This window comes from Empedobacter sp. EJD.6dd, assembly GCF_057369435.1.
The window spans coordinates 3,349,881-3,375,855 of sequence record NZ_CM170667.1 but is presented as its reverse complement, the minus strand read 5'-3'; the positions used below and the strand labels follow the sequence as shown (position 1 = coordinate 3,375,855).

Here is a 25,975-nt window from a genome sequence, read left to right as displayed (position 1 = left end):
AGTTAGGGCTTAGATTTTATAATCTGAGCCTATTTTCAAAAATAAGCATAAATTGGTTTAAAACAATTCCCCAATTATGGATTGGCATAGTCCATTTTTTAGTGGACTCTTTGAGTGCCAGATAAACAGACTTTAAGACAGCATCATCGGTAGGAAATGACATTTTATTTTTAGTGTATTTTCTAATTTTTCCGTTTAGATTTTCAATTAAATTAGTGGTGTAAATGATTTTACGGATTTCTAGCGGAAATTCAAAAAATACGGTTAATTCATCCCAATTATTTCTCCAGGATTGAATGGCGTACAAATATTTACTTTCCCATTTTGTTGCAAAATCGTCCAAAGCAGCTTTTGCGGCGTCTTTGTTGGGTGCTGTATAAATGTGTTTCATATCGGCAGAAAACTCTTTTCTGTCTTTCCAAACCACATATTTGCAAGCGTTTCTAATCTGATGAACTACACAAATTTGAGTTTGCGATTCTGGAAAAACAGAGCGAATAGTCTGGGTAAATCCGTTCAAATTATCGGTTGCTGTAATGAGAATATCTTCAACACCACGAGCTTTTAAATCGGTCAAAACACTCATCCAAAAACTGGAACTCTCATTCTTTCCAAGCCACATGCCTAACACTTCTTTTCTTCCCTCTCGGTTTAAACCAACGGCTAAATAAATGGTTTTATTGATGACTTTTGAATTTTCTCGAACTTTAAAAACAATTCCATCCATCCAAACAATCAAGTATAAATCGTCTAACGGTCGGTTTTGCCAAGCAACAACTTCACTAGCAACAGCGTTAGTAATTCGTGATATTGTTGATGTTGAAATATCAAAATCGTACATCTCGCGAATCTGTTCTTCGATGTCCGAAACACTCATTCCTTTGGCATAAAATGAAATAATAATATTTTCTAAACCATCGATAATATTGTGTCTTTTAGGAACTAAAGCAGGTTCAAAACTGCCTTTTCTATCACGAGGAACCTTAATTTCTGATTCACCAAAAGCGGATTTTATTTTCTTGGAGTCATGTCCGTTTCGATAATTTCCATCTTTGCTTCTGGCATGTTTTTCATTGTCTAGATGACTATCTAGTTCAGCATCCAACATATGTTCAACTGCTTTCTTGTGCAGCTCCTTGAAGAAAGATGTTAAATCCTCTCCATTCTTAAAGGACTTGTAAAAATCCTTACTGTTTAATAAATCTTCTTTGTCGATCATAACTATGTAACGTTTAAAAATAATAAAAAGTTATCTCCGAAAAATTATTTGAGCTGTAAGGCTCATAATTTTTCAGAATAACTTTTCTTCTTACACAGTTTGTGTGATACTACCCAAAAAACCTTCCGAATTGGAAGGTTTTTTTGTTTTATTTCCTATTATCTATCTCTTTTCTTAATTCTATTATATGTTTAAAATTAGATAGATCTTCGTTATTCAAATTATGCCATTCAATCCAATCAATACGCATTGTTGTGTCATATTCTCCTAACAAAGCATCAAGTAAAATATAAATTGTATTTTGCATTTGTCCACTACCATCAAAATTCTTGATGTATAAATCTATTCCATATAAACCTTCGTTCATAGATGATTTATAATACAAATCATCATAAGATATTTCATAATCATTGTAACGAATTCCTAAATTATCATTATCAATTCTTTGGCGAAAAGCAATAATATTCCAATTTTTAAATTTCGGAGATTGTTTAACTAGTTTCTCAACTGATGCAAAACTCTCTTTTAAACCATCAGCTGAAATCGTAAATTCTCTTTTCCCATTTTCTAATATTGGACTTGAATTAAAAACTAAGTTTGAATCAACCTTTACTAGTTCATTTCTAATCTTATCATACAATTCTAATTGTAATTCTTTGTTATCTATATTATCATAAATATATTTTTCATTTTTTTTAAACCAATTCCAAAAATTAGTTTCAGGACTTGACTTACAAAAACTAAAAAAACAACAACCAACAATAAATAAGACTAAAAGTAAAATTTTATTCATCATTAATAACATTAATCAAATCTTGCTCCCCAAGGATTTTGCAAATCAAAACCTAAACTAAATAACATTCCATTTTTACGACCATCTACTTGATAATCTGATAAACCGATATCATACGAAATACCTGCTTTTAACGTTCCTACTTTAAACTTTAGAATTGGAGAAATAAATAATGGATTACTGTTTTTAGCATCCATTCCTTGCTTATAACCTACTCCAATATCTACACCTTGATTATTATCTCCGAAACCAATATGCGACATTAAATTGATATCTAAATGACGTTCTGAATTAGAATTAAGATTATACACCAAAGAAGGTTCTAACGCAATTCCATCTGCAACATTCCATTTATATCCAACATTGAAATAATACCACGTTGGCAAAGGTTCTACATTGTTTACATAATAGACATTTTGGCTCAACGGAATATCCAAAACAGAAACTCCACCGAAGAAACCTGCATATTTGAAAGACAATCCCAAATTTGCAAAATAAGTTGAATATTTATCTTCTTGTAAAGCAGGATCATAAGGATCTTCTGCAATAATTTTAGAATAATCAAAACGTTGCGAAACGTTAGAAGCACCTACACCAAAAGAAAACACATTGATTTCGTCGCCATCATAACTTCTGTCATCGATTGGAATATGATATGCTGCATTAATTCCAAATCCAGTCATTTTAACTGCTCCATTTCTATCGTTAAAAAACTGCATTCCTAACGCCAAACGATCGACAATAATTCCGTGTGCACTTACCGTTTGTGTACTTGGACTTTCAGGCAAATCGTCCCATTGATTACGGTGTGTCCCTGTAATTGAAATCACATTTGGATCTTGTCCCGCATACGATGGGTTGATTAACATTTTATCACTCACCAAATAATGATTATAAAAAGGTAAACCTTGTTGTGCTTCTACTTTGTAAAGTGAGAATAAAGCGAATATGATTAGTGTTGTTTTTTTCATAAATATTTTTCAATCAATTAGTTGATTTTACGTTTTACTAATATACTTCCAGAATATAAAACTTCTAATTTTCCTGATTTAGAACCTTGAAGTGTATACCAATATGTTCCATCAGCTAAAGTATTTCCATTTAGTGTTCCATCCCATTCTATTATACCAACTCCTTCTTTACTTAATATCTGTTTTCCATATCTATCAAAAATAAGTAATTTATATGATTTAACTAAATCGTTTGTTTGTCCCTTTCTTGTTCTTGGCTTCCAAACATCATTAAAACCATCATTATTTGGAGTTACAACATTAGGCAAATCTAAAAATATTATTCCCTCTTCTTCTAAAACTCCACAACCGTTCAATCTTACTTTTACTGTAAAATCATTATTTTTAATATCATCTGGAACAATTAATTCGTTATTGGTTTGCCAATCTATAATTATATCACCTTTAGAATCAAATAAAGCGTACTCCAATTTTCCTTTTCCTTTCGCAGAAACAATTATACTTTTTTCGTTGATTGTAATTTTTTCTATTGTTGGCAATTCTGAAGGAGAAACAACCAAAGTTTTAACAATAGAACAACCTGATAATTTATCTTCTATTGTTATTTTATATGTACCAACATCCAGAGAAAAATTATAGATTCCGTTAATTCTAACTCCATCTTTTTCTACCTCATAATAGTACTTATCATAATCTGTTTGAGTTGTAAAATCTAAATGATACAAGTCTCCTGAACAAAAATCTCCCGTTGGTGGAACTGTTATTGTTGGCAAAGTATTTATTTTATAATAAAATTTAATCGTTGCGATACCACAATAATTTGGATCATTAAAAACAACCTCAACAAAATCATCATTAGACATAAATTTTGCATAAATTTCGTCAACAGAAGATTGCGCAACTAAAGTTGGATATTGTATTTTGATATAATCTAAAATTGCTTGAATTTTAGTTTTCGCTACCGGAGAACTATCTTCACAATAAATGATTTCATGATCTTGTGTATACGTTTCTAAAGCAGGAATATCAACAATTAAATCTTGTTTTTTATTTATCGTTAAATCTACAATTTTAGAACATCCATTATTTATAAATTCAATCGGAATATTCAAAGAAGTATTTGTTTCAAAATTTAATGTTTTTTGAATTGAAGTTCCTACAACATAATTCACTCCATCTATTTTTATTTGATAGTTAAGGACATTATTTCCAAAAGTATTTTTTAATAAATTATCATCAATTGTTAATGATTCTCCTTCACAAAATTTAATAGAATAAATTTCATCATCTACATTTGGTTGATTAATAGTTTTAATAATTATTTTAGAAGAAGTCCAGCATTCACCAGTTTTTCTTAAATCATACGCTATTTCTAATTCAGAATTTTCATTAAGTGAATATCCTGATAAATCAAAATTTCTAAACTCTAAATCTTGATAATAAACATTATCTTCTAAATACTTCTCGATTTCAGAAACTTCGAATCTTGTAACTGAAGCTGCATTCATACATTTTTTTTCAAAAACTGGAATTGTAGTAGGAAGAGTTACATCCGATTCATCCAAAGAAAAATTTAACTCAACAACTGTATCACAAATTGTATTTCCGTTATCAGCTGCCAAAGCTTTTACAATTATTTTACCGTCTAAAGTTGTTCTAATATAATTGAATAAATTAGATTCAATTATTTCTGTTCCATCTGTTTTATAAAATCTTAATTGATAAGAATTTCCATTTTGAATTATAGAAATTGAATTATCAATATTTGATTGATTAAAATCTGAAAGACAAATATCTTTTATCTCATTCGTAATAATATTTGCTTGTGAGGTTTGCTTGATTATTAAAGTTCCTTTCTCTCCAAGGCATCCAGTATTATAATGAACAGCTTGATATGTTAAATTTAATTGACCTGAAATTATATCTATTTCATCATTCTCAAAAACCTCTGTCCCATCAAATAAATAAAATTTTAAATCGTAATCTTCATCATTAATAACTTGAGTTTTAATTCTTAAATCTAATTTATTAATCGTGAATTTAGAATTACATGTCGTAATAATTTCTGGTGTATATAAATTATAATGTTTAACATCTCGAATATCGATTTGAAAATCATCTGTACTCTCACATAAATCAGTTCCTATATACGTAATAGAAACATTCATTCTCACAAAATCATCACTAAAATTTATTGTTTGACCATCAGAATATCTTACACCTCCGTATTCAACATAATTAATTCTAAAATTATTCACATCAGTATAGTTCGTCACATGTTTCTCGATAATATCTTCATAATCAACTATGTAATTTTTTCCACAAACTTCATAAGTAAAATCCGTAAAATAAAAATTATATCCTGCTTTAAAATTAATAGAAACTGTGTATCTATAAATCTCAACATTTCTATCATCAAAAATTTTGGCTATATAAGTTTGTCCTAATCCTATAGAAGAAGTAATATCAGTTGTAACTTCATCTACAGAAGTAATTGAATTGTATATTTTAATTTTATCTGCATCAACTATTTGTGAATGATCTACTAAAATTTGTGATTTAACTTTATCTTTAATTCCTGAAATGGTATAAACTTCATTAAAACATTTACCTGACAACTCTGTATTTCCACTAATTGGCTCTGGTTCACAAACAATTGCTGTACCTCCTGGAGTAACAAAACTAATTTTTGCATTAGAATCACGGCTTACAAATCCTATTACAATATATTGTCCAGCAACTACATCGATTGGTTTTAATTTACCATCTGCATCATTTCCTCTTATATAATCATAATATTCACATTCGTCAGAAACCCCATTATATAAGCCTTTATTTGATGTATATAAACTATAAGAAGACCTAATTGATTCATAACGTGTTTTATTATTAAAGAAAAAATCATTCAATTCACTTTCTGATAAGACCCATATATGAAAATTGACATTACTACTTGCAGTATAATTAAATACAAACTTTCCTCCTGAAACAACTTTATAATAATTTACACTTTTGTATCTATCGTTTTCATCACTTCTGCAAGAAATGCCATTACTTCCATCTTTTATAGCTGTTTTAAATTCGATATTCTGATAAGCGGTAGATAAACTTAAATCAGAATTGCTTTTACACAAATTGTTAAATTGACTAATCTGCCCCAAAACAAACTCACTTAACATCAACAATAAAAAGTAAAATATCTTTTTCATAACTCTTCGTCATCTTTATTTTAAAATAACGCAATTTAGTTTAGAATATTCTATTGTTCATAATGTTTCTAATTTTCGTGAGATAAACTATCTTTGCAACCTGAAAATTTGATTAAGATGTCTTTAGAACAAGAAATAAATAAAAGAAAAACCTTTGGTATTATTGCCCATCCCGATGCTGGTAAAACAACTTTAACAGAAAAGTTATTATTATTTGGTGGAGCTATTCAAGAAGCTGGAGCTGTAAAAAGTAACAAAATTAAAAAAGGTGCCACGTCCGATTTTATGGAAATTGAGCGTCAACGTGGGATCTCTGTTGCAACTTCGGTTTTAGCATTCGAATACAAAGGAAAAAAAATTAATATCTTAGATACACCTGGTCACAAGGATTTCGCTGAAGACACTTTCCGTACTTTAACTGCTGTAGATTCTGCAATTGTTGTAATTGACGTTGCAAAAGGGGTTGAGGAACAAACAATCAAATTGGTAGAAGTTTGTCGTATGCGCAAAATTCCGATGTTGGTTTTCATTAATAAAATGGACCGCGAAGGAAAAGATGCTTTCGATTTGATGGACGAAGTAGAACAAAAATTAGATTTACAAGTTACACCACTTTCTTGGCCAATTGGTATCGGTGCTACTTTCAAAGGGATTTATAATATTTGGGAGAAAAATATCAATATTTTTTCTGGAGATAATAAACAAAAAATTTCTGAAACAACGAAGATTGAGGATTTAGCAAGCCCAGAATTAGACACACTAATTGGAACTTCTTATGCAGAAAACTTGCGTAATGAAATTGATTTGATTGATGGTGTTTACCCTGAGTTTGATATGCAAGAATATATGAACGGAAATTTACAACCTGTATTTTTCGGTTCTGCTTTAAATAATTTTGGTGTCCAAGAATTGCTAAATGCTTTCGTAGATATAGCTCCTACTCCACAATCTAAAGAAACAGATTTGAGAATTGTAGAACCTTACGAAAATAAATTTTCTGGTTTCGTTTTCAAAATTCACGCAAATATGGATCCAAAACACCGCGATCGTTTAGCGTTTATTAAAATCGTTTCTGGAAAATTTGAGCGTAATACAAACTATTTCCATGTTCGTCAAGGTAAAAACATGAAATTTGCCGCGCCAAATGCTTTCTTTGCTGATAAAAAAGAAGTCGTTGACGAATCGTTTGCAGGTGATATTGTTGGTTTACACGATACAGGAAACTTTAGAATTGGTGATACATTGACAGAAGGTGAAAAATTCTCTTTCAAAGGAATTCCAGCTTTCTCGCCAGAACATTTCCGTTACATCAACAATGCTGATCCAATGAAAGCTAAGCAATTGGAAAAAGGTATTGATCAATTAATGGATGAAGGTGTTGCGCAGTTATTTACATTAGAAATGAACAATCGTAAAGTTATTGGTACCGTTGGAGCATTACAATACGAGGTTATTCAATATCGTTTGGAACACGAATATGGTGCTAAAGCAACTTACGAACCATTTTCTGTACATAAAGCGTGTTGGGTTGAAGTTGAAGATGAAAAATCTGAAGAATTCTTAGAATTTAAACGTGTAAAACAACGTTATTTAGCGAGAGATAAATTCAATCAACTGGTATTTTTAGCAGATTCTGCTTTCACAATTCAAATGACACAAGATAAATTTCCTTCAGTAAAATTACATTTTGTAAGTGAATTTTAAAGTTTGGTCAGGAAATTGAATAGTGATTGAAACAATTTAGAAAAAATCAAATGAAAAAGATCATTTTAAGTATAACTTTGATTTCAGCATTTGCAGTAAATTCAAAAGCACAAGATTTGAAATCAATTTTTGGAACATTAAAAAAAGAAGTTGAAAAAGTAAATAATCAAACAACTTCTAATCAAAATAATTCAACAGTAAAAGTAGACTCAGTAAAAGTAGTAAATAGCTCTGCAGAATCTACTACATTATCTGCTGCATCATTAACTAAAATTAATAGTTTATCTAATTCTACTGTAGCATCAGGATTAAAAGAAGCTTTATCAATTGGATTAAATGATGGAATAAAATCATTGAGTCAAAAAAATGGTTTTTACAATAATTCTGTCGCTAAAATCTTAATGCCTGAAGAATTGCAAACTGTCGAAAAAACTTTGCGCTCTTTGGGAATGGGAAGTTTAGCTGATAAAGGTGTAAAATTATTGAATACTGCTGCTGAAGATGCGGTTTCAGAAGCTGCACCAATCTTTGTAAATGCCTTAACATCGATGACGATTACTGATGCCAAAGATATTTTATTAGGCGGAAATAATTCGGCTACAAATTACTTAAAACTAAAAACAAACACAGATTTAACGAAAGCTTTTCAACCAAAAGTTGAGGCTTCTTTAGGTAAAGTTGGTGCAGACAAAGTTTGGAACAATTTGATTACAAAATATAATACGTTGACAGGAAATAAAATTGAACCAAATTTAAATGCTTATGTAACTCAACAAGCAATTAATGGAGTTTTCAATATGGTTGCTGAAAAAGAAAACGGTATTAGAAATAATTCGGCTTTACAAACAACCTCGATATTACAACAAGTTTTTGGATCACTTTCTAAAAAATAATTATCATAAAAAAAATCGCTACAATGTTGTAGCGATTTTTTTATGATAATTATGATCTAAGCAAAACGTATCAAATCTTCGTAGGCTTTTTTTGCACCTTCAAAAACCTGTTGCTGCTCTTGTTCAGTAGTAAATTCTTGGTTGATATAATTAATAAACGTCTTCCAAATTGATCCAAGATTTTCTCCATAATGTCCAAAATAATTAAAACTTTTATTTTCTAGAAAAGGGTACTTCTTTAATGTTTTCGCAATTACATTTCCTCCAAGCATAGATCCTTCTATCACATAAAGAGCTCCAATAGCTTCGGCTCTGTTTGCTAATTCATATTGTTTATTAACCTGTAACTCATCAATTCCTAACTCTTGAATATCTTTTTCTATCAGCGATAATTTATTCAATTTTGTTAAAGCTAAGTTTTCTAAATCTTTTTCAGTCAAAAATTGTTTAATCGAATCTTCATACGATTTTAAAAAGACATGATTAACCTGCAACATTTTATAATAATTTTTATCGGTAAACGTGCTGTTAAACAATTTATTCGACTCTAATTTCTCTTCAATTTCTTGGTGATAATTTGCTGTTTTTTCTTTTAAATAATCAGATAACATCGTTACATTTTTTAAATGTTAATACAAAAGTCGTTCCTTCTCCTATTTTACTATCAAAATTTATACTTCCATTCATTCTATTCATCATGCGATGCGCTATAGAAAGTCCTACTCCATTTCCAGAAATATTACCTGTATTGGACATACGACTAAAAAGTTTAAACATTTTCCCATGATCTTCTTCTTTTATACCAATTCCGTTGTCTTTTACCTTAAAAATAACATGTTCATCAACTATTTCTGATGAAATTTTGATTGTTGGATTTTGCTCTTGAGACGAATATTTTACTGCATTTCCTACAACGTTTAGTAACACTTCGTAAAACATTGTTTTATCTCCCAAAACATTATTGACATTCTCTACAACAACCTCTGTATTTGTCGATTTATAATACAACAAAACGTCATGTACTATTTTATCTATAATAGGTTTTGTATCAATAGTCGATAATGTAATATCACCTTTTTTTGCTTTACTTAATGCTAAAAGATCTTGCATCATTTCTGTCATTCGATCAATTTCCTCAATCACACTTTTAAGGCGATCATTCTTCATTTGATCATCTTTCAAACTTCTTTGAAGCATTTGACAATTTAGTTTCATGATAGACAAAGGTGTTCGTAAATCGTGCGAAACAGTATAAGAAAACGAATCTAATTCATCATTAATTTCTTTTAATTGTTCGTATAAACTATGAATCTTGAAAGATTGTAAATTAAGAGTTTCTATGATTAATTTGACCACTTCTTTGGCTACATATTTTTCTTTTTCGAGCCAAATAAATGATCTATGTTTTATATTTTCTTGCCAAATTTTAAATGATGTTCTTGGTGATAAATAATGAATTTCTTTATCATCAATGATTTCTACTTTCTTTACTTTAGTTGGATCACCTGCCCAATTCAATTTTTGAAGCTGTTCTTTTTTAAACCAAATAATGAAATGATTAGAACCTTGTCCCAAAAAGCAAGACATAATTCCAGCAGCTTTTACTCCTATATTTAGTTCTTCACCATAATCCATATAAAAGGAATCGGACGTAAATAATTCACCCGAATTATTATTTGACGCCCATTCTTTTATTCGAATAATTTCATCTTCTTTTGGTGTTTCTCCTTCTCTAAAAACTTTATCATAATTCACCAAAGCTATCCCATCTGCTTTTGTAAGATGTAGAACTTGATGAAGATTATTATTCATCGAATTCTCAAGATTTTCTTCTGTCAAAAGATTTTCTTTGAGTTTTATAGCTATTTCGTTGAAATGATTTTGAAATTTTAGACGTTCGCTCGATTTAAAATTTACATACGTTAATCTTCCCAAACGTGTTAATAATTCACATTGCAAACGAACTTGATTTGGAATATATTTTGGTTCTGTATTTTGACAAGCTACAATTCCCCATAATTTTTCATTGATCACTACCGAAACTGAAAAACTCGCAGAGCAATTGGCATTTCGAAGATATTGTAAATGAATTGGCGAAAGTGCTCGCACAGATGAAAATTTCAAATCTATTTTTAGATGATTAGAACTTATAAGTGGAATTCTAAGTCCATCAACATCCGAAACCATTCTACTTTTCTTATCTAAATACAATTCACGAGCCTGCTTTGGAATATCAAACTCCGGAAATCGTAATCCCAAATAAGAATCTAATCCTTCGTCAATTTTTTCGTTGATTACAATTCCACTACCATCTTCTAAAAATTGGTACAGCATAACGCGATCATATTCCGTCAATTTCTTGATTGAAGAAACTAAATTATCCCAAGTAGATTCTATTGATTTGGCATATAAAATTTGTTCAGAATATTTATAAAATGCTAATCTATTTTCTAAGATTAGTAAAGTTTCTAATTCTAAATAAATGAAATCGTTTGTATGAAAAGTTGTGACGTGATAACCTTCTGAATTTATAGTGATATGAGAACGATTAAAATCGCCCAAGTCTAAGGCTAAAACTTCTTCGAAATCTATTTCGAAATCATAGATTTCTTGTATTTCTACCCCAAGCATTTCTTTCGCAGAAGTATGAAAAACCTCATCAATATTTTGAGAGACAAATTCAATTTTTAGAGTATTCTTGTGAATTCCTATTAAATATCCAAAAGATTGAATTTCATTAAGAAATTGAATTTCCTCGTCTTCACAGTTTTTGATGATTTGGTTGATCATATTATTTAGTTGCTTAGAGATTGATTAATAATTCACCGTAAAAAATCATTCTAATTTACGTGTATTTCTAATCTTCTTGTCTTTTTATTTTTAAAATATAATTTTCTAATTCTAATTCATCTGTATCGACCAATTCAAAATCATTGTAATGCGTTAAACGAGATGCAAAAAAATCTGTTACTTTCTCTTTTTCAAGAGATGGATGTACTTTAATTCCATTAAATTTTATGTTCTTCATGTATACATAAAAATCATAATTAAAATCAGTTTCACCTAAATAGGTGTTGGCAATTTTCCCTTTCCATTTGATATCAAAAACACCAAATTCTTCAGTATCTAAAAAAGTAATTTCGTGTTGTGCAACTGTATCATTCCCTAACATCGACACACCAAATGCTAATTCTTCAGTTTCTTCAAGATTAACTGGAAGAGGATCTATGTCAAATACTTTTTTATTGAGTTGATTAAAATCTAATTGCTCCGAATTATTTATCTTAATTCCTTTATTGTTCCAATATGTACTCGAAATTATAGCATGATCATAATTAATCCAAAGTTGCTTTTCAGCATTTTCTTGCGAAATGTCATCTATCTCATCCAAATCGTCCTTATACTCCTCTTCTTCATCGTAATTGTCTGATTCTAAATGAAGATCCATCCAGAGATCAAAATTTTCATCAAGACGAGCACTCCAAACAAAATCTATTACTTTGTGACCGTTAGTAAATGGGCTATTCGAAAAATATATTTTGTTATTATCCTTACTCATAAATTGGGTTTTGACTTCTGTTTTTGAATTTACAACGATTATTCTACTCTACAAAATTTTAAAAAATAATTGACTCGCTTATTGAATGTTGTCATTGATTTTCAAAGAAATAAAAAAAGTGCAATTTCAATAGAAATTACACTTTTAAATTTTAGTTATGATTTTAATTCAATTGAATTATAATGTTTCTTTTAACCATTTGAAAAATTCTGTATGCCAAATGATTGAATTTTGAGGTTTTAACACCCAGTGATTCTCTTCAGGAAAATAAATGAAACGAGATTTAATACCTTTCAATTGTAAAATTTGGTAAGCCTCTTGTCCTTGTCCCATTGGCACACGATAATCGTGTCCACCAACATATATTAACATTGGTGTATTCCATTTATTTACTAATTCTGTACTACTTGGATCAAATTTAGAATATGTTTTTTGGGCTGCTTTGTTATCTGTTTCCCACCAAGCACCTCCAGCGTCCCAGTTTGTAAAGAAAATCTCTTCTGTTGTTCCATACATCGATTTCAAATCGAATACACCGTTATGAGAAATAAATGATTTGAAACGACCTTCGTGAATACCTGCTAAATAATAAACAGAATATCCTCCGTAAGACGCACCAACAGCTCCACGACGATCTTTATCTACATAAGATTCTTTTGAAATATCATCTATCGCAGCTAAATAATCTTGCATTACTTGTCCTCCCCAATCTTTCGAGATTTGCTCATTCCACTCTACTCCATGTCCTGGCATTCCACGACGATTTGGCGCGATAACGATATAACCTTGAGCAGCCATTAATTGTAAATTCCAACGAGGAGAATAAAATTGAGTTAAAGCAGATTGTGGTCCACCTTGACAATATAATAAAGTTGGGTATTTTTTATTTGGATCAAAATTTGGCGGATATACAACCCAAGCGTGCATGTCTTTTCCATCTGTTGTTTTGATTTTTCTCGCTTTTACATCACTTAATGCAATGTTATCGAAGATATCTTTATTTTCGTTTGTTAATTGCGTTAACGCTCCAGATTTTAAATCTACCACATAAATTTCTGCTGCGTGATTAATATCTGTTTTAGTTACGATTGCTTTATTTCCTACGACTTCTTTAATATCTGCAATATCAAAATCACCTTTTGTAATTTGTTTGATAAAAGGCATTTTTCTCATTTTGAAGTTTACATCAACCTCAAATAATTGAATTGTTCCTCCAACTGGTGCATTAAAATAGATTTTTGTTCCATCATTACTCCATTTGTAATTTTGAACAGTTCCGTCCCAATGTTTTGTAATATTCATTTCGATATCACCACGACGAACAATCAAATCATTTTTATCTGCTTCGTAACCATCACGCTCCATGCTCAAAAACGCAAAATCTCCTTGAGAAGAAAAACTTGGTGTATTATCATAACCCATTTTTCCTTCTGTAATATTTGTCGTTTTCTTTGTTGCTAAATCGTATTGAAAAATATCTGTATTCGTACTTAAAGCGTAATCTGTACCAAATTTCTTTTTAGAAACGTATAATACTTTTGTTCCATCTGGTGACCAAACAAATTCAGAAACTGAATAAGGCTCATCCTTTAAAACATCTATTTTAGTTGAATTTTCTTTATTTTCTGATACAAATAAGTGATCAAAATTACCATCGTTCCAAGTGTCCCAATGTCTGTAATTTAATTCATTGTAAATCTGCACATTCGATTTGTCCATTTCTGGATAATAATCTGAACCAAAAACTTTTTGTAATTTAACTTTATCCGTTTCTGCTTTATATTGTTGAGATTTATTTAATGAAACATCAGACAAAAGCGCTTTGTATTCTTCGATTTCCGAAGCTTTACCACCAGCCAACGAAATCATATATGTTTTTGATGTGTCTTCTTGCGTTTTAACGTTTGTAGAAGTTACTTTGTAAATAAGATTTTTTTGATCTTTAGTTACTCCAACTGGAGAAACTTTTTTTACTTGCCATAACAATTCTGGCGTCATTACTTTTTGTCCCATTGCTGTTGTCGTCATCAAGATACTTGCAACCAATATAGAAAATCTATTCATGCTAATTTTATTCAATTTCATTGTAAAAATAGCAATTCTTTATTGAGAACGATAATTATTGGTCATAAAAAAAGACATCATTCAATACAAAATGTATTTAAATGATGTCTCCGCTAATAATTTTTTCAAATCGTCTAATCGATCCTTAAAATTAGGCTATATATTTTATATTTAAGCTTTTAATTAAAAGTTTAACTTATTTTTATGAGTAAAAACTGGAATAATAGCTCCAAAAACTAAGTTTTGTTGAGAGAAGAAAAAATCTTGTTTTGCTTTGTCAGATTTATCTGCAGTTGTACGAATATCATTTAGATTTGCGTAACCTCCTTTCATCTCTGCTTGTACAAAGAAATAATCCCAAAAAGTAAAGTTAATCCCTACCATAGCAGCCGTTGCAAAACCTGCTAAATGAAACTCATCGTAACGCTCGTTACCCATTAATTTTACATTAGAACGTGGATATAAAACACCTACTCCTAAACCTGCTGTTACGTTAACATCTATTCCTTTTCCATTTTTTGTAATTGGAAAATGTTGAATATTATCAAAACGACGAACCTCTAAATTTGCATAGTTTAAACCATCTGTATGTTCAAATGTTAAAAAATCTTCTGTTAATTTTTTATCAACATTATTGAAGTTTCCATCAAATTCTGATCCTGTATTAATTGATCCATTCATGTTCACCACTTGATCTTGATCCATTACATATTTCATATGATCAATACCAAAAGAGATATTCCAATTATCCGAAACAAAGTAACCTAAACGGAAGTTATATTGAGGAATTGTCATAGAACTTGGATTAAAATACTTGATTCCAAAAGATGTTTGACGATCATGTGCCACTACATTATCTAAAGTGAAATCGTATCCTTCACCTTTAAATTGAATGTCCGATTTTGTATATTGCGCGTGATTCCATCCCCAATAAATATAAAATTTACCTTTATTATTTTTTCCTTGCCCGAAAGTAGTTGCAACTAATACAACTAAAAACATTACACTTATATACTTTCTCAAAATTATATTTTTTGCAAATTTATTCTTAAAAAAACTGAGTAAAAATGATTTATGATATCAATTTCATATCTCCATAATACTTTTAATCAATAAACTTTATAAAGCTTTATAAAATAAAATGATAAATATTTATTAAAAATTCTTTTAAGTATTTTGTAATTAAAAATTAAAATATATTTTTGTGACACAATGAAAGACTACCTGATAAAACATACCATTGGAATTTTTTTCACGCTACTTTTGGTGTTCAGTACGAACATGCAAGGGCTTGCGGGGTATTTGGATTATCAGATGAGAATGGAGCAAAATGCTTGCAAAGATTCTACAAAAGACGCAACTAAAGCTCTATTTTCTCAAACTTCAACAGAAGAAGAAAATAATCAACAAACTTCTTCGAAAGAAATTACTGAGAAAATACATTACTTTCATGTAATCAAATTGTTTACGTTTTACAAAGCGAAACAAAATCCACTTTCAGATTTTCATCATTCTAAGAAATACTCTTCTTTGAATAATGGTGTAACTACACCACCTCCTGAATTAGCTTAATTTTTTATTTAGATTTTTTGCACATTCTATTTCAATTCTTGATTTAGAAAAGCAACCTCATTTCATTTTTTAAAAAATTAAATAATTCATTTTAAAACCATTATGAATCTTTTTCAAAATTGGAAAAAGGACATACCAGCGAGTATTGTTGTCTTTTTCGTTGCATTGCCTTTATGTTTAGGTGTTGCGTTAGCCAGTGGTGCGCCTCTATTTGCCGGAATTATTGCCGGAATTGTAGGAGGAATTGTAGTCGGCTTAATTTCAAAATCAGAAATCGGCGTTTCTGGACCAGCTGCTGGTTTAGTTGTAATTGTATTAACTGCAATTACAGATCTTGGTGCCTACGAGCTGTTCTTAGTTGCCGTTGTTATTGCAGGTATTTTTCAAATACTTTTAGGAATTCTCAAAGCGGGAGTTATCGGTTATTACTTTCCATCATCAGTGATCAAAGGAATGTTGTGTGCAATTGGTATCTCAATTTTCTTGAAACAAATTCCGTTAGCTTTCGGTTATCAAGGTAATTTTTCGATTAGTGATTTTAGCATTTCTAATATTACCCCAGGAGCTATTATTATTACCATCATATCTTTATTCATCTTGATTGTATGGGATAATATATTAGGAAAGAAATCAAACTTTTTCAAATTATTACCAGGTTCATTGGTCGCTGTTTTAGTTGGTATTTTATACCAAATTACTATTGGGGATACAAATCACGAAGTATTTTCTATTGATCACAACTTATTAGTAAAAGTTCCTGTTCCAGAGAGTATTTCTGACTTTCTTGGCCAATTTACAACCCCTGATTTTGCAAGTGGGCTAACAAATCCATTGGTTTGGCAAGTTGCATTTACAATTGCTATTGTGGCTTCGTTGGAATCTTTATTATCCGTAGAAGCGACAGATAAATTAGACCCATTAAAACGTCAAACGCCTACAAATAGAGAGTTAATTGCTCAAGGTATTGGGAATTCTTTATCAGGTTTAATTGGTGGTCTACCCGTAACACAAGTTATTGTTCGCTCTTCTGCAAACGCAATGAGTGGTGGACTTTCTAAACTTTCTACAATTACCCATGGCTTATTATTATTGGTGAGTGTAATTTCTATTCCAATGTTTCTAAACTTAATTCCAAATGCTGTTTTAGCTTCTATCCTATTGGTTATCGGTTATAAATTAGGAAATCCAAAGCAATTCTTGGACATGAAAAAATTAGGTAAAGATCAATTAATTCCATTTGCAGTAACAGTAATTGCAATTCTTACAACCGATTTATTAAAAGGTATTATCATAGGTTTAATCGTTGGTGTTGTGGTTTCATTAATCAAATCTTACAACAATTCGCACGTGATGTTAGTAAAAGAAGGAAACATTTTCCATATGAATTTTGCTGAAGAAGTAACATTTGTTAATCGTGGTGCAATAGTAAAAGAATTAGATGGTCTGAAACCTGGATCTAATTTAGAATTAGATGTTCGTAAAACTCGAATTTTAGATTACGATATCATCGAATATTTAGATGAATTTAAGGTCAAAGCAAAAAATAATAACATTAATATTCGACTAATTTCCGAACGTGGAACAGTCGATAATCCCCCATCATTCAGAGAGTTTTTTGGTTACGTATTGTTTGCCGGAGCTCATTAATCTGTAAAAAACATATAAAAATTAAAACACACACAATAAAATTAAATATAATGAAAGCACATACATCAGAAACTCAAGCAACAACAACTCCAGATAAAGCGTTAGAATTTTTAAAAGAAGGAAATGCAAGATTTGTTCAAAATTTAAAAGCGAACAGAGATTTACTTTCACAAGTGAATGACACAAGAGAGGGACAATGGCCGTTTGCCGTTGTTTTGAGCTGTATTGATAGCCGTACCTCTGCAGAACTTATTTTCGATCAAGGTTTAGGAGATATTTTTAGTGTACGAATTGCTGGTAATTTCGTTAATCAAGATATTTTAGGTTCGATGGAATTTGGAACAAATGTGGCTGGCTCTAAATTGATTGTTGTCTTAGGACACTCTAAATGTGGCGCTTTGAAAGGCGGATTAGACGCTGAAGCAATTCACAAAACTGGAATGAATAATTTGTGTCATTTGGTTGATCATTTCAATCCAATTATCGACGAAATCATTCAAGAAGGTGAAGAACGCTCTTCTAAAAATGCAGATTTATTAGAAAGATTAAATCACCAAAACGTTATACAAACCATAGAAGATATTCGTAATCAAAGCGCAACCTTGAATAATTTAGAAAAAGAAGGGAAAATCAAGATAATAGGTGCTAACTACTGTGTAGATTCAGGCGTTGTAACTTGGTTATAATACAATTAATTCTTTAGATATTTTTTAGTAATGTAAAAGCCACTCTATTTGAGTGGCTTTTTATTTATAATTGATTGAATGGAATCACACCTTTCTTAATAAGTTCAGATTTTATTTTATCTGCATAATTATTCGCAAACTTTTCTTTTTCCTCTTTCGGAAGATTTACATGAATATCATTTCGTTTCTCCCATTCATCAAATCCTTCATCCTCATGACCTGGTTTTTCTACTTGTTCTAAATAATGCACATAATGACCAAATTCGTGTAGTAATGTTCTATATAACTGTGTATTTCTTGCAAATTCAGGTTCTATTTTAGATGTAAAATATTTATTACTTTCTTCAAATATATGTCCATCATTTTTAAGTCTTTCAAATTCTTTTCGTTCATCAACTGAAAGTTTTTTACTCCAAATCAATTGTGAATCTTTATCTATAGATTCTAAAATAATAGCAGGAAAATCTTCTTTCTCGAATTCGTATAAATAAACTAATCTCCCCCAAACACTCGAAATAATTTGCTCCTTTCGCTTTGATTGTCTCAAAACTATAAATTTTAATTCTCCATAATCCTCAACAGGTATATTTGAAATAATTTCCACAATATCATTTATTGAACAGGCATGAACAGAATTTAGCCTTGTATCTTCCACTACAAATACAAATTCATGATTATTAATAATCCTACTCTCTTTTTTATAAGTTGTTAGTTTTTCATAAAAAGATTGGTAACTACCATATGGAGTAGAAATTGTCAACTTATTATTCTGACTAAAACCCTGTTTGGCAGTACCTATATTTCTATTTCTTCTCGAAGGATTAAACATATTACTTCTTTGTTAATAAAGTTAAACCATTTCACAAAATAAACTACATTTTCTATGTAATACACTAAGCTAACTACCTAATTTACTCAGCAAACTTACTTAAAGACTTAGCTGACGACGTTCTGAACCTAGTCAGCTTCCAAATTAACTAAGCTGACGGTCTCTTTTACCTAGCTGGCTTGGTTCTGAACCAAGAAAACGAGGTTATCTAACCTCAAATATAACGCTCCTTACATGGTCAGCGAGGTTCTGAACCTAATCAACTGGGTACAAAACCTCATCAGCTTACTAAAATACTAAGCTAGCTTACTTTGGAACCTAGTCTGCTTGCTTCAGAACCACGTCGACTACGTTCGGGACGTAATCAAGATCCATTAAAATCGCTCGAATTGACAAATTTTCACATCAACACATTAGCTCATTTTCAAATTACCACTTCTTCGGCAACTCTTTCAAAAAATTATATCGTTTATTTTCAAAATCCATCATACAATAAAAATGATTAACACCATTTGTTACCATCAACAATTGAGAACCTAACACTATATTGTATCGTGCAATTTGATCAAAAGTTGCTTGAGAAATTGCAATATGTGGCGCTTTACATTCTACCATGATCCAAGGTTTTTCTTGCTGATAAACTACAATGTCCGCACGCTTTCGCATTCCTGTAATATCAATTGGCACTTCCAAAGCTATTGCAGAAGTTGAATAACCCAAATCGTTGATTAAATAATTCAGAACGTGTTGCCTAACCCATTCTTCGGGCGTATAGACCAACCATTTTTTTCGAATCAAACAAAAGATATACAATTTATCTTGGGCTTGTTTCAATCTTATTTGGTATTTTTCGGAAAAATTTAATTGTACTAATTCAGTCATTGTATGAGTCCTGTAGAATCTTTGATCAAAGATATAAAAAACAAAAACTATAAACCGATTTACTTCTTGGCGGGCGACGAGCCGTTTTTCATCGATCAGGTAACTGATTTGTTGGAAGCAAATATTTTACCAGAAGAAGAAAAAGGTTTTAACCAAACAATAGTTTATGGACAAGATTTAGAAGTTGGACAATTAATAGGAATGGCGCGTCAATATCCAATGGGCGCAGAAAAATCGGTTGTTATTGTAAAAGAAGCACAACACCTTAGTCGTTCAATAGATCAATTGGAAATGTATGCCAATCAAGTACAAGATTCGACGGTTTTAATCATCAATTACAAAGGAAATTCGCTTGATAAACGTAAGAAAATCTATAAAATTCTGAATGAAAAAGGATATTACCACGAATTCAAAAAGATTTACGAAAGCGAATTACCTGCTTGGATAGAACAAAAAGTTACTGCCAATCAATTTAAAATTGAACCAAAAGCAAAGTTTTTATTGACCGAATATGTAGGTGCAGATTTATCTCGATTGAATAATGAATTAGAGAAACTCTTTACAATAGTTGGCGCAGATAAAACCATTACACCAAATCATATTGAGGAACATATTGGGATTAGTAAAGATTATAATGTTTTTGAACTTCGCAATGCAATCGAAACGAAGAACATCGAAAAAGCATTTAAAATCATCAAATATTTCGAAAAAAATCCGAAAGACAATCCGTACGTTGTTTCAATTACCACGATTTTCAATCTATTTACCAATATCATTCAAATCCATGTAACACCTGATAAATCCAAACAAAACTTAGCAAAAGTCTTGGGAATAAATCCATATTTTGTACAAGGAATGATGACAGCTGCCAATAATTATCCACTAAAAAAAGCAACGAGAATTATTTCATTTATCAGAGAATATGATTTAAAAGGTAAAGGTGTAGGAACAACTGGAAATGTAACTCCAAGTCAATTGCTGATAGAATTAGTGTATAAAATTATGAATCTATAATTTTCATCTATTCAATCTATCAAAAATACTAAATAAGAAATACTAAATTTGTAACAAAATAAAACAACATAATGGAAAATAACGTAAGAGATGTCATCATCATAGGATCAGGTCCTGCAGGATATACAGCAGGAATTTATGCAGCACGTGCAAATATGAATCCGTTGATTTTAACTGGAATGGAGCCAGGTGGACAATTAACAACAACTACAGATGTTGAGAATTTTCCAGGTTATCCAGAAGCAGTTACAGGACCAGAATTGATGGCTGATTTACAAAAACAAGCAGAACGTTTTGGAACTGAAATAAAATACGAATATGTAACAGAAGTAACTTTTGGAGAAAAAGAAGGTGATGTACATACAGTAAAATCAAATAATGGCGAATATCAAGCGCGTTCTATCATTATTTCTACAGGAGCTACAGCAAAATATTTAGGATTAGACGACGAAACTAAATACGCTGGTAGTGGTGTTTCGGCTTGTGCAACTTGCGATGGTTTCTTTTACCGCGGTAAAGATGTTGCAGTAGTTGGTGGTGGAGATACAGCTGCGGAAGAAGCTACTTATTTATCAAAACTTTGTAACAAAGTGTATTTATTGGTTCGTAAAGACGAAATGCGTGCATCTAAAGCCATGCAAGATCGTGTTGCAAATACAAACAATTTAGAAGTTTTATATAACCACGAATTAATTGGTTTGGAAGGAAATAATGTAGTTGAAAAAGCTAAAATCATCAACAATATCACAAATCAAGAAAGTGAATTGATTGTCGATGGAGTTTTCATTGCAATCGGTCACAAACCAAATACAGATTTATTTGCAGGTAAATTGGATATGGACGAAACTGGATATTTAATTACACAAGATCGTTCGTACAAAACAAATGTACCTGGCGTTTTTGCTGCTGGTGATGTACAAGATTCTGTTTATAGACAAGCAATTACTGCTGCTGGTTCTGGATGTGCTGCCGCTTTAGATGCAGAACGTTATGTTGCAGAATTTTTTGAAGCATAATTATATTTTCAATAACATATCAAAAAAACTCAACCAATTGGTTGAGTTTTTTTATTCTTATTGTTTAAATTGATCTAATGATTGCCAATATTTATCTTTGAAAATAGAGATATTGATTTCAAAAACATTTTTATACTTCTGCTGTATTTCATAAAATACTTTTGATGGTTTTCTGAAATCATTACAAGCAAAATAAATTTCTCTTTCACCTTTTACAGTTTGTCTCCCAACATTCAAATAACCATCTACATCGACCAAAGATTCCATCAATTCGTCTTCAATTGCATTTAATAATTCGTAATCACTTTCATTTGGCATACCATTCGTTTCGCTTCCATCATAATTTAAAATTAATTTAGCCATCCACGGATGCGAAGGTTTTGAATCCCAATTTAGCAAGTTCGTATTAATAACGGCTAACAACATATTTCCACTTTCCAGCTTTGCCTCGAGCATAGAATAACTATCATTTTCCGTATCATATTTTGTTGCTACATATTGCTCTACAAACTCCTTTTCTCGCCAAATTAAATAGTCTTTTAATTTTCCCATCGGAATCAATTCTTGCTCAGCATTATCTTTCGCGATAACTGTAAGATTATCAATAATCGTAACGGTATTCAACTCGCCTAAATAATTGTCTAAAAAGATATAAATTCCATTGAAGATTTGCCCATTATCTTCTTCTCTGTACTGATCGAAAGCAATTACAATATCTATTTCATCTGGATAATTCTCGTGAATGATTGGATAAAATGAAAGATTTTCTTCTGCAAAAGTGTAATTTCCCATATGCAAGCCCATTTTTCCTGTTGCAGGTTTTAGAGCTGTAAATTTCCAATTTGATAATTTTGGTGCTGCAGCAACAAGTTCTTCTACAAAAACAATATTTTTTATAATACCATCTGGAGTAAAAATCAGTTCAACTGTATTGTCATCAGCCATTCCAGTCAAAAAATAAATTTCTGATTTGACTTTATCTAATTGAGGAGATAATTTATCAAAAAAATCCTTCTCTATATTTCGTTGATTTTTGACCGTTTCAAAAAATTTATGTTCATTTTCTTGAAACCATTTCCAAAAAGTCTCGTAACTATTTACGACCTCTTCTTTCTTCCCGAAAATATTCTTTAAAAAACTCATATGTGTTTCGTTGTATTTTAAATTAGTTATTCATCAAATATATCGATTATTGTAAATGATATAAATTTTTCGTCACTACAATAATCCTACAAATAATCACAAGAAATGACTACAAAACAACTACAGATTTTTATTACAAATACGTCAAAATATGACCTCTTGTTTTTAACCAACCCGTAATACTGTAACGTGGTTGATGAACAGTTTTTACTTCGTGCGGAATAGTTTTACTATCAAAAACAGCAAGTCGACCAGCAAGTGGCAAAACATTAAGTTCTTTTTCGGTGTTATTTTCGTCTTGTAAATAAAGTGTCAATTGCCCACCGTACTCGTCTTTCCATTCTTCATCATTTAAATACAAAACGATCGACAATGTTCGTCTATCATCATTTTTGAACGCATCGACATGTCGTTGATAAAAGGTTCCCTCTGGATAAATTGCATAATGAAACTCACTTTCCTCAATTCCCATATAACAGGTTAAATTTAGATAATCGATAAATTCATCTATTTTCTGAAAGAAGATTTCTTCTGTTTCGGTTTTATTTTCTTCATCAATCCATCTGATTTTATCGCCTCTGATTGATTTAACAACTTGTTCGTTTACTGAACTTCCAATGGCTGCTTGATGAAAAACTTTTTTATCTTCTTTTCGAATTATTGCTTCGCGAAGTTGCTTCGTTTCCTCTGTTGAGAAAAAAAAGTCTGAAATAGAGTATTTTTGATTTGATAAGTCATCAATAATCTTTTCATAAATTGGGTTTAATGTAATATTACTCATTCATTATTATGAAAACTTCAGTAAAAGTAGTTTTTATTAAAAAAAGCATAATCATAATTTTAGTTTTTTTTCAAAAAAAAGGACAGAAATATTCTGTCCTTAAAAATTCGTTTTAATTATCAATTACTTAAACCAGTCATTTTTATCTAACTGATAAATAAAATTTAATTTCGGTTCTTCACCAAAATATTCGATTTCTTCTTCTTTTATTTTTTTGCATCCCAAGCGTTCTACAGCAATTTGGGACCGCACATTATCACCTCCTACATGTAAATAAATTTTATCTAGAAACTGAAAAATATAATCGAACATTAACTTTTTAACAGACGGATTATAGCCTTTTCCCCAACAATTTGTACTGTAAAAAGTATAGCCAATTAAAATAGATGAATCTTCCTCATTATAATCATAAAAACGAGTACTTCCAATCACGTTATTCGTCTCTTTGTCAATTATTTTAAAAGCACCATTACTTTGGATTGCGCCTTCAAAAAAATTGAGAAAAATTTCTCTTTTCCAACGATTCTTATTTGGATGTTGTTCCCAAACTCTGGGATCTGAAGCTGCAAGATACAACTCTTCGAAATCGGTTGATACCAATGGTTGTAGCTGAACTAAATCGTTCTCTAATTTAGGCTGAATATTTATCATTTCTTTCGTTTAATACAAGACTAATTTATCTAAATCTAACAACAAATAATTAATATTTTGATAATTGTTCGTGTTGCATATTTTGATTTAGTTTACAAGATTTATTATCGTATTTAACAAGCTATTACACGCATAGTCATCACTTTAAAAAACATTTAATAACAATACAAAAGTTTTTTTAATCAATTCATATTTAATCTTAACCTAAAAAAGGGATATAAATTATTTCTCATAATGGATTAAAAAAATTAACTTACCATTCTATTAAGTTAAAAAAACAATATGTTTCTAAATTTTGAAAATAAAGCAGAACTTCTATCTAAACTAAAAAGTTTAAAAGTTGATCAACAGCCAGAATGGGGTATTATGACCCCTCAACATATGGTTGAACATTTAATCGTAACAACTAAAATTTCGAATGGAGGTTTGAGTGTTCCTTGTAAAATTCCGGCAGAGCAAATCCCACAATATAAAGCGTTTATTTTAGAATCTGATCAAGAAATGCGACAAGGAATAAAAGCAAATGGAATGGAAGGCTTGTTAGATTTAAGATATGCTTCGTTAGAGGCTTCTATTGAAAAATTAGAAGAAGAAATAGATAAGTTTAATGCTTATTTTGAAGAAAACCCTGAAGCAAAAATTACGAATCCTGTTTTAGCTGAAATTGGCTACGAAGATTGGAAAACATTTCATAAAAAACATTTTACACATCATTTCAAACAATTTAGTTTGATGTAGAAATTAAAAAGTCATCCATTAAATTAGATGACTTTTTTGTTTGGATAAGATTTTACTTATACCAACTACTGTACATCAAATAATTATTTGCAATACGTTCTATTTCGCCTTCTTTCAGTTCCTTTGGAACATCTTTTATTTTTTTTGCAGGAATACCAGCCCATAGCTCTCCTTCTTTTACATGCGTTCCTTTCGTTAAAATAGCTCCTGCAGCAATCAATGAATTAGATTCTACTACACAATCATCCATTACAATTGCGCCCATTCCAACAAGTACATTATCATGTATGGTACAACCATGTACAATTGCGTTATGTCCAATTGAAACATTATTTCCTATAATAGTTGGTGATTTTTGATACGTCGCATGTATCGTTGCATTATCCTGAATGTTTACTTTATTTCCCATTTTAATGAAATGAACATCTCCTCGCACTACAGCTGAAAACCAAATTGAGCAATCATTTCCCATTTCTACCTCTCCTACTACAACTGCATTATCTGCTAAAAAGCAGTTTTCACCGAACTTTGGCGTATGCCCATTTAATTCTTTTACTATTGCCATAACAAAATCTATAATTCTAATGATAAAGATACATTAATA

The 25,975-nt window shown here is 30.5% G+C and carries 23 protein-coding genes; 8 read left to right on the top strand and 15 right to left on the bottom strand.

What is annotated here, in order from left to right:
• Nucleotides 1-16: 16 nt before the first annotated feature.
• The 4 genes from AC2I98_RS15815 to AC2I98_RS15800 form a co-directional block, all read right to left on the bottom strand.
• A complete protein-coding gene (locus AC2I98_RS15815; RefSeq protein WP_486412431.1) occupies nucleotides 17-1,219 on the bottom strand; it encodes an IS256 family transposase in 1,203 nt (400 codons plus the stop codon).
• Nucleotides 1,220-1,367: 148 nt separating this feature from the next.
• Nucleotides 1,368-2,012, bottom strand: coding sequence for a hypothetical protein (locus tag AC2I98_RS15810; protein WP_486412589.1), 645 nt, complete (start codon nucleotides 2,010-2,012; stop codon nucleotides 1,368-1,370).
• Nucleotides 2,013-2,023: 11 nt separating this feature from the next.
• The gene (locus AC2I98_RS15805; protein ID WP_486412588.1) at nucleotides 2,024-2,983 is read right to left on the bottom strand and encodes a PorP/SprF family type IX secretion system membrane protein; all 960 of its coding nucleotides are present in this window, start codon (nucleotides 2,981-2,983) and stop codon (nucleotides 2,024-2,026) included.
• Between the two features lie 17 nt (nucleotides 2,984-3,000).
• The gene (locus AC2I98_RS15800; protein ID WP_486412587.1) at nucleotides 3,001-6,192 is read right to left on the bottom strand and encodes a T9SS type B sorting domain-containing protein; all 3,192 of its coding nucleotides are present in this window, start codon (nucleotides 6,190-6,192) and stop codon (nucleotides 3,001-3,003) included.
• Nucleotides 6,193-6,309: 117 nt separating this feature from the next.
• Here AC2I98_RS15800 and AC2I98_RS15795 point away from each other — a divergent pair, with 117 nt between their 5' ends.
• Nucleotides 6,310-7,896: a peptide chain release factor 3 gene (locus AC2I98_RS15795; RefSeq protein ID WP_486412586.1), complete on the top strand. Its 1,587-nt coding sequence runs from the start codon at nucleotides 6,310-6,312 to the stop codon at nucleotides 7,894-7,896.
• A gap of 50 nt (nucleotides 7,897-7,946) precedes the next feature.
• Entirely contained in the window at nucleotides 7,947-8,789 is an 843-nt protein-coding gene (locus tag AC2I98_RS15790; RefSeq protein ID WP_486412585.1) for a DUF4197 domain-containing protein, read from the top strand.
• A gap of 56 nt (nucleotides 8,790-8,845) precedes the next feature.
• On the opposite strand, the gene AC2I98_RS15785 is transcribed toward AC2I98_RS15790, so the two are convergent.
• The 5 genes from AC2I98_RS15785 to AC2I98_RS15765 all read right to left on the bottom strand — a co-directional run bounded on the left by AC2I98_RS15785 (nucleotide 8,846) and on the right by AC2I98_RS15765 (nucleotide 15,414).
• Complete coding sequence (locus AC2I98_RS15785) at nucleotides 8,846-9,400, bottom strand: biliverdin-producing heme oxygenase (RefSeq protein ID WP_486412584.1); 555 nt, start codon at nucleotides 9,398-9,400, stop codon at nucleotides 8,846-8,848.
• Entirely contained in the window at nucleotides 9,390-11,579 is a 2,190-nt protein-coding gene (locus AC2I98_RS15780) for an ATP-binding protein (RefSeq protein WP_486412583.1), read from the bottom strand. Before AC2I98_RS15780 ends, AC2I98_RS15785 begins: the two co-directional genes overlap by 11 nt.
• Before the next feature lie 67 nt (nucleotides 11,580-11,646).
• Entirely contained in the window at nucleotides 11,647-12,348 is a 702-nt protein-coding gene (locus AC2I98_RS15775; protein ID WP_486412582.1) for a hypothetical protein, read from the bottom strand.
• 177 nt (nucleotides 12,349-12,525) lie between these two features.
• Complete coding sequence (locus AC2I98_RS15770; protein WP_486412581.1) at nucleotides 12,526-14,412, bottom strand: S9 family peptidase; 1,887 nt, start codon at nucleotides 14,410-14,412, stop codon at nucleotides 12,526-12,528.
• A gap of 183 nt (nucleotides 14,413-14,595) precedes the next feature.
• The gene (locus tag AC2I98_RS15765; RefSeq protein ID WP_486414087.1) at nucleotides 14,596-15,414 is read right to left on the bottom strand and encodes a hypothetical protein; all 819 of its coding nucleotides are present in this window, start codon (nucleotides 15,412-15,414) and stop codon (nucleotides 14,596-14,598) included.
• Between the two features lie 210 nt (nucleotides 15,415-15,624).
• Here AC2I98_RS15765 and AC2I98_RS15760 point away from each other — a divergent pair, with 210 nt between their 5' ends.
• From AC2I98_RS15760 to AC2I98_RS15750, 3 genes are all read left to right on the top strand, one after another.
• Entirely contained in the window at nucleotides 15,625-15,984 is a 360-nt protein-coding gene (locus tag AC2I98_RS15760; RefSeq protein WP_486412580.1) for a hypothetical protein, read from the top strand.
• Between the two features lie 102 nt (nucleotides 15,985-16,086).
• On the top strand, nucleotides 16,087-17,631 hold the full coding sequence (locus AC2I98_RS15755; protein WP_486412579.1) for a SulP family inorganic anion transporter: 1,545 nt from the start codon (nucleotides 16,087-16,089) through the stop codon (nucleotides 17,629-17,631).
• A 50-nt stretch (nucleotides 17,632-17,681) separates the two neighbouring features.
• Nucleotides 17,682-18,317 carry a carbonic anhydrase gene (locus AC2I98_RS15750; protein WP_486412578.1) on the top strand — a complete coding sequence of 212 codons (636 nt, stop codon included), beginning with the start codon at nucleotides 17,682-17,684 and terminating at the stop codon, nucleotides 18,315-18,317.
• A 64-nt stretch (nucleotides 18,318-18,381) separates the two neighbouring features.
• Here the strand turns inward: AC2I98_RS15750 and AC2I98_RS15745 are convergent, their stop codons facing one another.
• Nucleotides 18,382-19,146 carry a hypothetical protein gene (locus AC2I98_RS15745; RefSeq protein ID WP_486412577.1) on the bottom strand — a complete coding sequence of 255 codons (765 nt, stop codon included), beginning with the start codon at nucleotides 19,144-19,146 and terminating at the stop codon, nucleotides 18,382-18,384.
• A 429-nt stretch (nucleotides 19,147-19,575) separates the two neighbouring features.
• Nucleotides 19,576-20,028 carry a type I restriction enzyme HsdR N-terminal domain-containing protein gene (locus AC2I98_RS15740; protein WP_486412576.1) on the bottom strand — a complete coding sequence of 151 codons (453 nt, stop codon included), beginning with the start codon at nucleotides 20,026-20,028 and terminating at the stop codon, nucleotides 19,576-19,578.
• A gap of 3 nt (nucleotides 20,029-20,031) precedes the next feature.
• Here AC2I98_RS15740 and holA point away from each other — a divergent pair, with 3 nt between their 5' ends.
• A complete protein-coding gene (holA, locus tag AC2I98_RS15735; RefSeq protein WP_486412575.1) occupies nucleotides 20,032-21,042 on the top strand; it encodes a DNA polymerase III subunit delta in 1,011 nt (336 codons plus the stop codon).
• Between the two features lie 71 nt (nucleotides 21,043-21,113).
• Complete coding sequence (trxB, locus tag AC2I98_RS15730) at nucleotides 21,114-22,058, top strand: thioredoxin-disulfide reductase (protein WP_486412574.1); 945 nt, start codon at nucleotides 21,114-21,116, stop codon at nucleotides 22,056-22,058.
• A gap of 57 nt (nucleotides 22,059-22,115) precedes the next feature.
• Here the strand turns inward: trxB and AC2I98_RS15725 are convergent, their stop codons facing one another.
• The 3 genes from AC2I98_RS15725 to AC2I98_RS15715 form a co-directional block, all read right to left on the bottom strand.
• Nucleotides 22,116-23,201 carry a DUF695 domain-containing protein gene (locus tag AC2I98_RS15725; protein ID WP_486412573.1) on the bottom strand — a complete coding sequence of 362 codons (1,086 nt, stop codon included), beginning with the start codon at nucleotides 23,199-23,201 and terminating at the stop codon, nucleotides 22,116-22,118.
• A gap of 133 nt (nucleotides 23,202-23,334) precedes the next feature.
• A complete protein-coding gene (locus AC2I98_RS15720; RefSeq protein WP_486412572.1) occupies nucleotides 23,335-23,982 on the bottom strand; it encodes a 2OG-Fe(II) oxygenase in 648 nt (215 codons plus the stop codon).
• 123 nt (nucleotides 23,983-24,105) lie between these two features.
• The gene (locus tag AC2I98_RS15715) at nucleotides 24,106-24,633 is read right to left on the bottom strand and encodes a GNAT family N-acetyltransferase (RefSeq protein ID WP_486412571.1); all 528 of its coding nucleotides are present in this window, start codon (nucleotides 24,631-24,633) and stop codon (nucleotides 24,106-24,108) included.
• A gap of 282 nt (nucleotides 24,634-24,915) precedes the next feature.
• Here AC2I98_RS15715 and AC2I98_RS15710 point away from each other — a divergent pair, with 282 nt between their 5' ends.
• The gene (locus AC2I98_RS15710; RefSeq protein WP_486412570.1) at nucleotides 24,916-25,371 is read left to right on the top strand and encodes a hypothetical protein; all 456 of its coding nucleotides are present in this window, start codon (nucleotides 24,916-24,918) and stop codon (nucleotides 25,369-25,371) included.
• Between the two features lie 52 nt (nucleotides 25,372-25,423).
• Here AC2I98_RS15710 and AC2I98_RS15705 read toward each other — a convergent pair whose 3' ends face one another.
• Nucleotides 25,424-25,936 carry a gamma carbonic anhydrase family protein gene (locus AC2I98_RS15705; RefSeq protein WP_486412569.1) on the bottom strand — a complete coding sequence of 171 codons (513 nt, stop codon included), beginning with the start codon at nucleotides 25,934-25,936 and terminating at the stop codon, nucleotides 25,424-25,426.
• Nucleotides 25,937-25,975: the final 39 nt, after the last annotated feature.

Coding starts and splice junctions, on each gene's coding strand:
- AC2I98_RS15755 (WP_486412579.1), top strand. CDS start 16,087: ATGAATCTTTTTCAAAATTGGAAAAAGGACATACCAGCGAGTATTGTT.
- AC2I98_RS15715 (WP_486412571.1), bottom strand. CDS start 24,633: ATGATAAATATTCAGCCTAAATTAGAGAACGATTTAGTTCAGCTACAA.
- AC2I98_RS15810 (WP_486412589.1), bottom strand. CDS start 2,012: ATGAATAAAATTTTACTTTTAGTCTTATTTATTGTTGGTTGTTGTTTT.
- AC2I98_RS15790 (WP_486412585.1), top strand. CDS start 7,947: ATGAAAAAGATCATTTTAAGTATAACTTTGATTTCAGCATTTGCAGTA.
- AC2I98_RS15785 (WP_486412584.1), bottom strand. CDS start 9,400: ATGTTATCTGATTATTTAAAAGAAAAAACAGCAAATTATCACCAAGAA.
- holA (WP_486412575.1), top strand. CDS start 20,032: ATGAGTCCTGTAGAATCTTTGATCAAAGATATAAAAAACAAAAACTAT.
- AC2I98_RS15725 (WP_486412573.1), bottom strand. CDS start 23,201: ATGAGTTTTTTAAAGAATATTTTCGGGAAGAAAGAAGAGGTCGTAAAT.
- AC2I98_RS15800 (WP_486412587.1), bottom strand. CDS start 6,192: ATGAAAAAGATATTTTACTTTTTATTGTTGATGTTAAGTGAGTTTGTT.
- AC2I98_RS15710 (WP_486412570.1), top strand. CDS start 24,916: ATGTTTCTAAATTTTGAAAATAAAGCAGAACTTCTATCTAAACTAAAA.
- AC2I98_RS15750 (WP_486412578.1), top strand. CDS start 17,682: ATGAAAGCACATACATCAGAAACTCAAGCAACAACAACTCCAGATAAA.
- AC2I98_RS15780 (WP_486412583.1), bottom strand. CDS start 11,579: ATGATCAACCAAATCATCAAAAACTGTGAAGACGAGGAAATTCAATTT.
- AC2I98_RS15705 (WP_486412569.1), bottom strand. CDS start 25,936: ATGGCAATAGTAAAAGAATTAAATGGGCATACGCCAAAGTTCGGTGAA.
- AC2I98_RS15805 (WP_486412588.1), bottom strand. CDS start 2,983: ATGAAAAAAACAACACTAATCATATTCGCTTTATTCTCACTTTACAAA.
- AC2I98_RS15760 (WP_486412580.1), top strand. CDS start 15,625: ATGAAAGACTACCTGATAAAACATACCATTGGAATTTTTTTCACGCTA.
- AC2I98_RS15740 (WP_486412576.1), bottom strand. CDS start 20,028: ATGACTGAATTAGTACAATTAAATTTTTCCGAAAAATACCAAATAAGA.
- AC2I98_RS15745 (WP_486412577.1), bottom strand. CDS start 19,146: ATGTTTAATCCTTCGAGAAGAAATAGAAATATAGGTACTGCCAAACAG.
- AC2I98_RS15765 (WP_486414087.1), bottom strand. CDS start 15,414: ATGTTTTTAGTTGTATTAGTTGCAACTACTTTCGGGCAAGGAAAAAAT.
- AC2I98_RS15815 (WP_486412431.1), bottom strand. CDS start 1,219: ATGATCGACAAAGAAGATTTATTAAACAGTAAGGATTTTTACAAGTCC.
- AC2I98_RS15770 (WP_486412581.1), bottom strand. CDS start 14,412: ATGAATAGATTTTCTATATTGGTTGCAAGTATCTTGATGACGACAACA.
- trxB (WP_486412574.1), top strand. CDS start 21,114: ATGGAAAATAACGTAAGAGATGTCATCATCATAGGATCAGGTCCTGCA.
- AC2I98_RS15775 (WP_486412582.1), bottom strand. CDS start 12,348: ATGAGTAAGGATAATAACAAAATATATTTTTCGAATAGCCCATTTACT.
- AC2I98_RS15720 (WP_486412572.1), bottom strand. CDS start 23,982: ATGAGTAATATTACATTAAACCCAATTTATGAAAAGATTATTGATGAC.
- AC2I98_RS15795 (WP_486412586.1), top strand. CDS start 6,310: ATGTCTTTAGAACAAGAAATAAATAAAAGAAAAACCTTTGGTATTATT.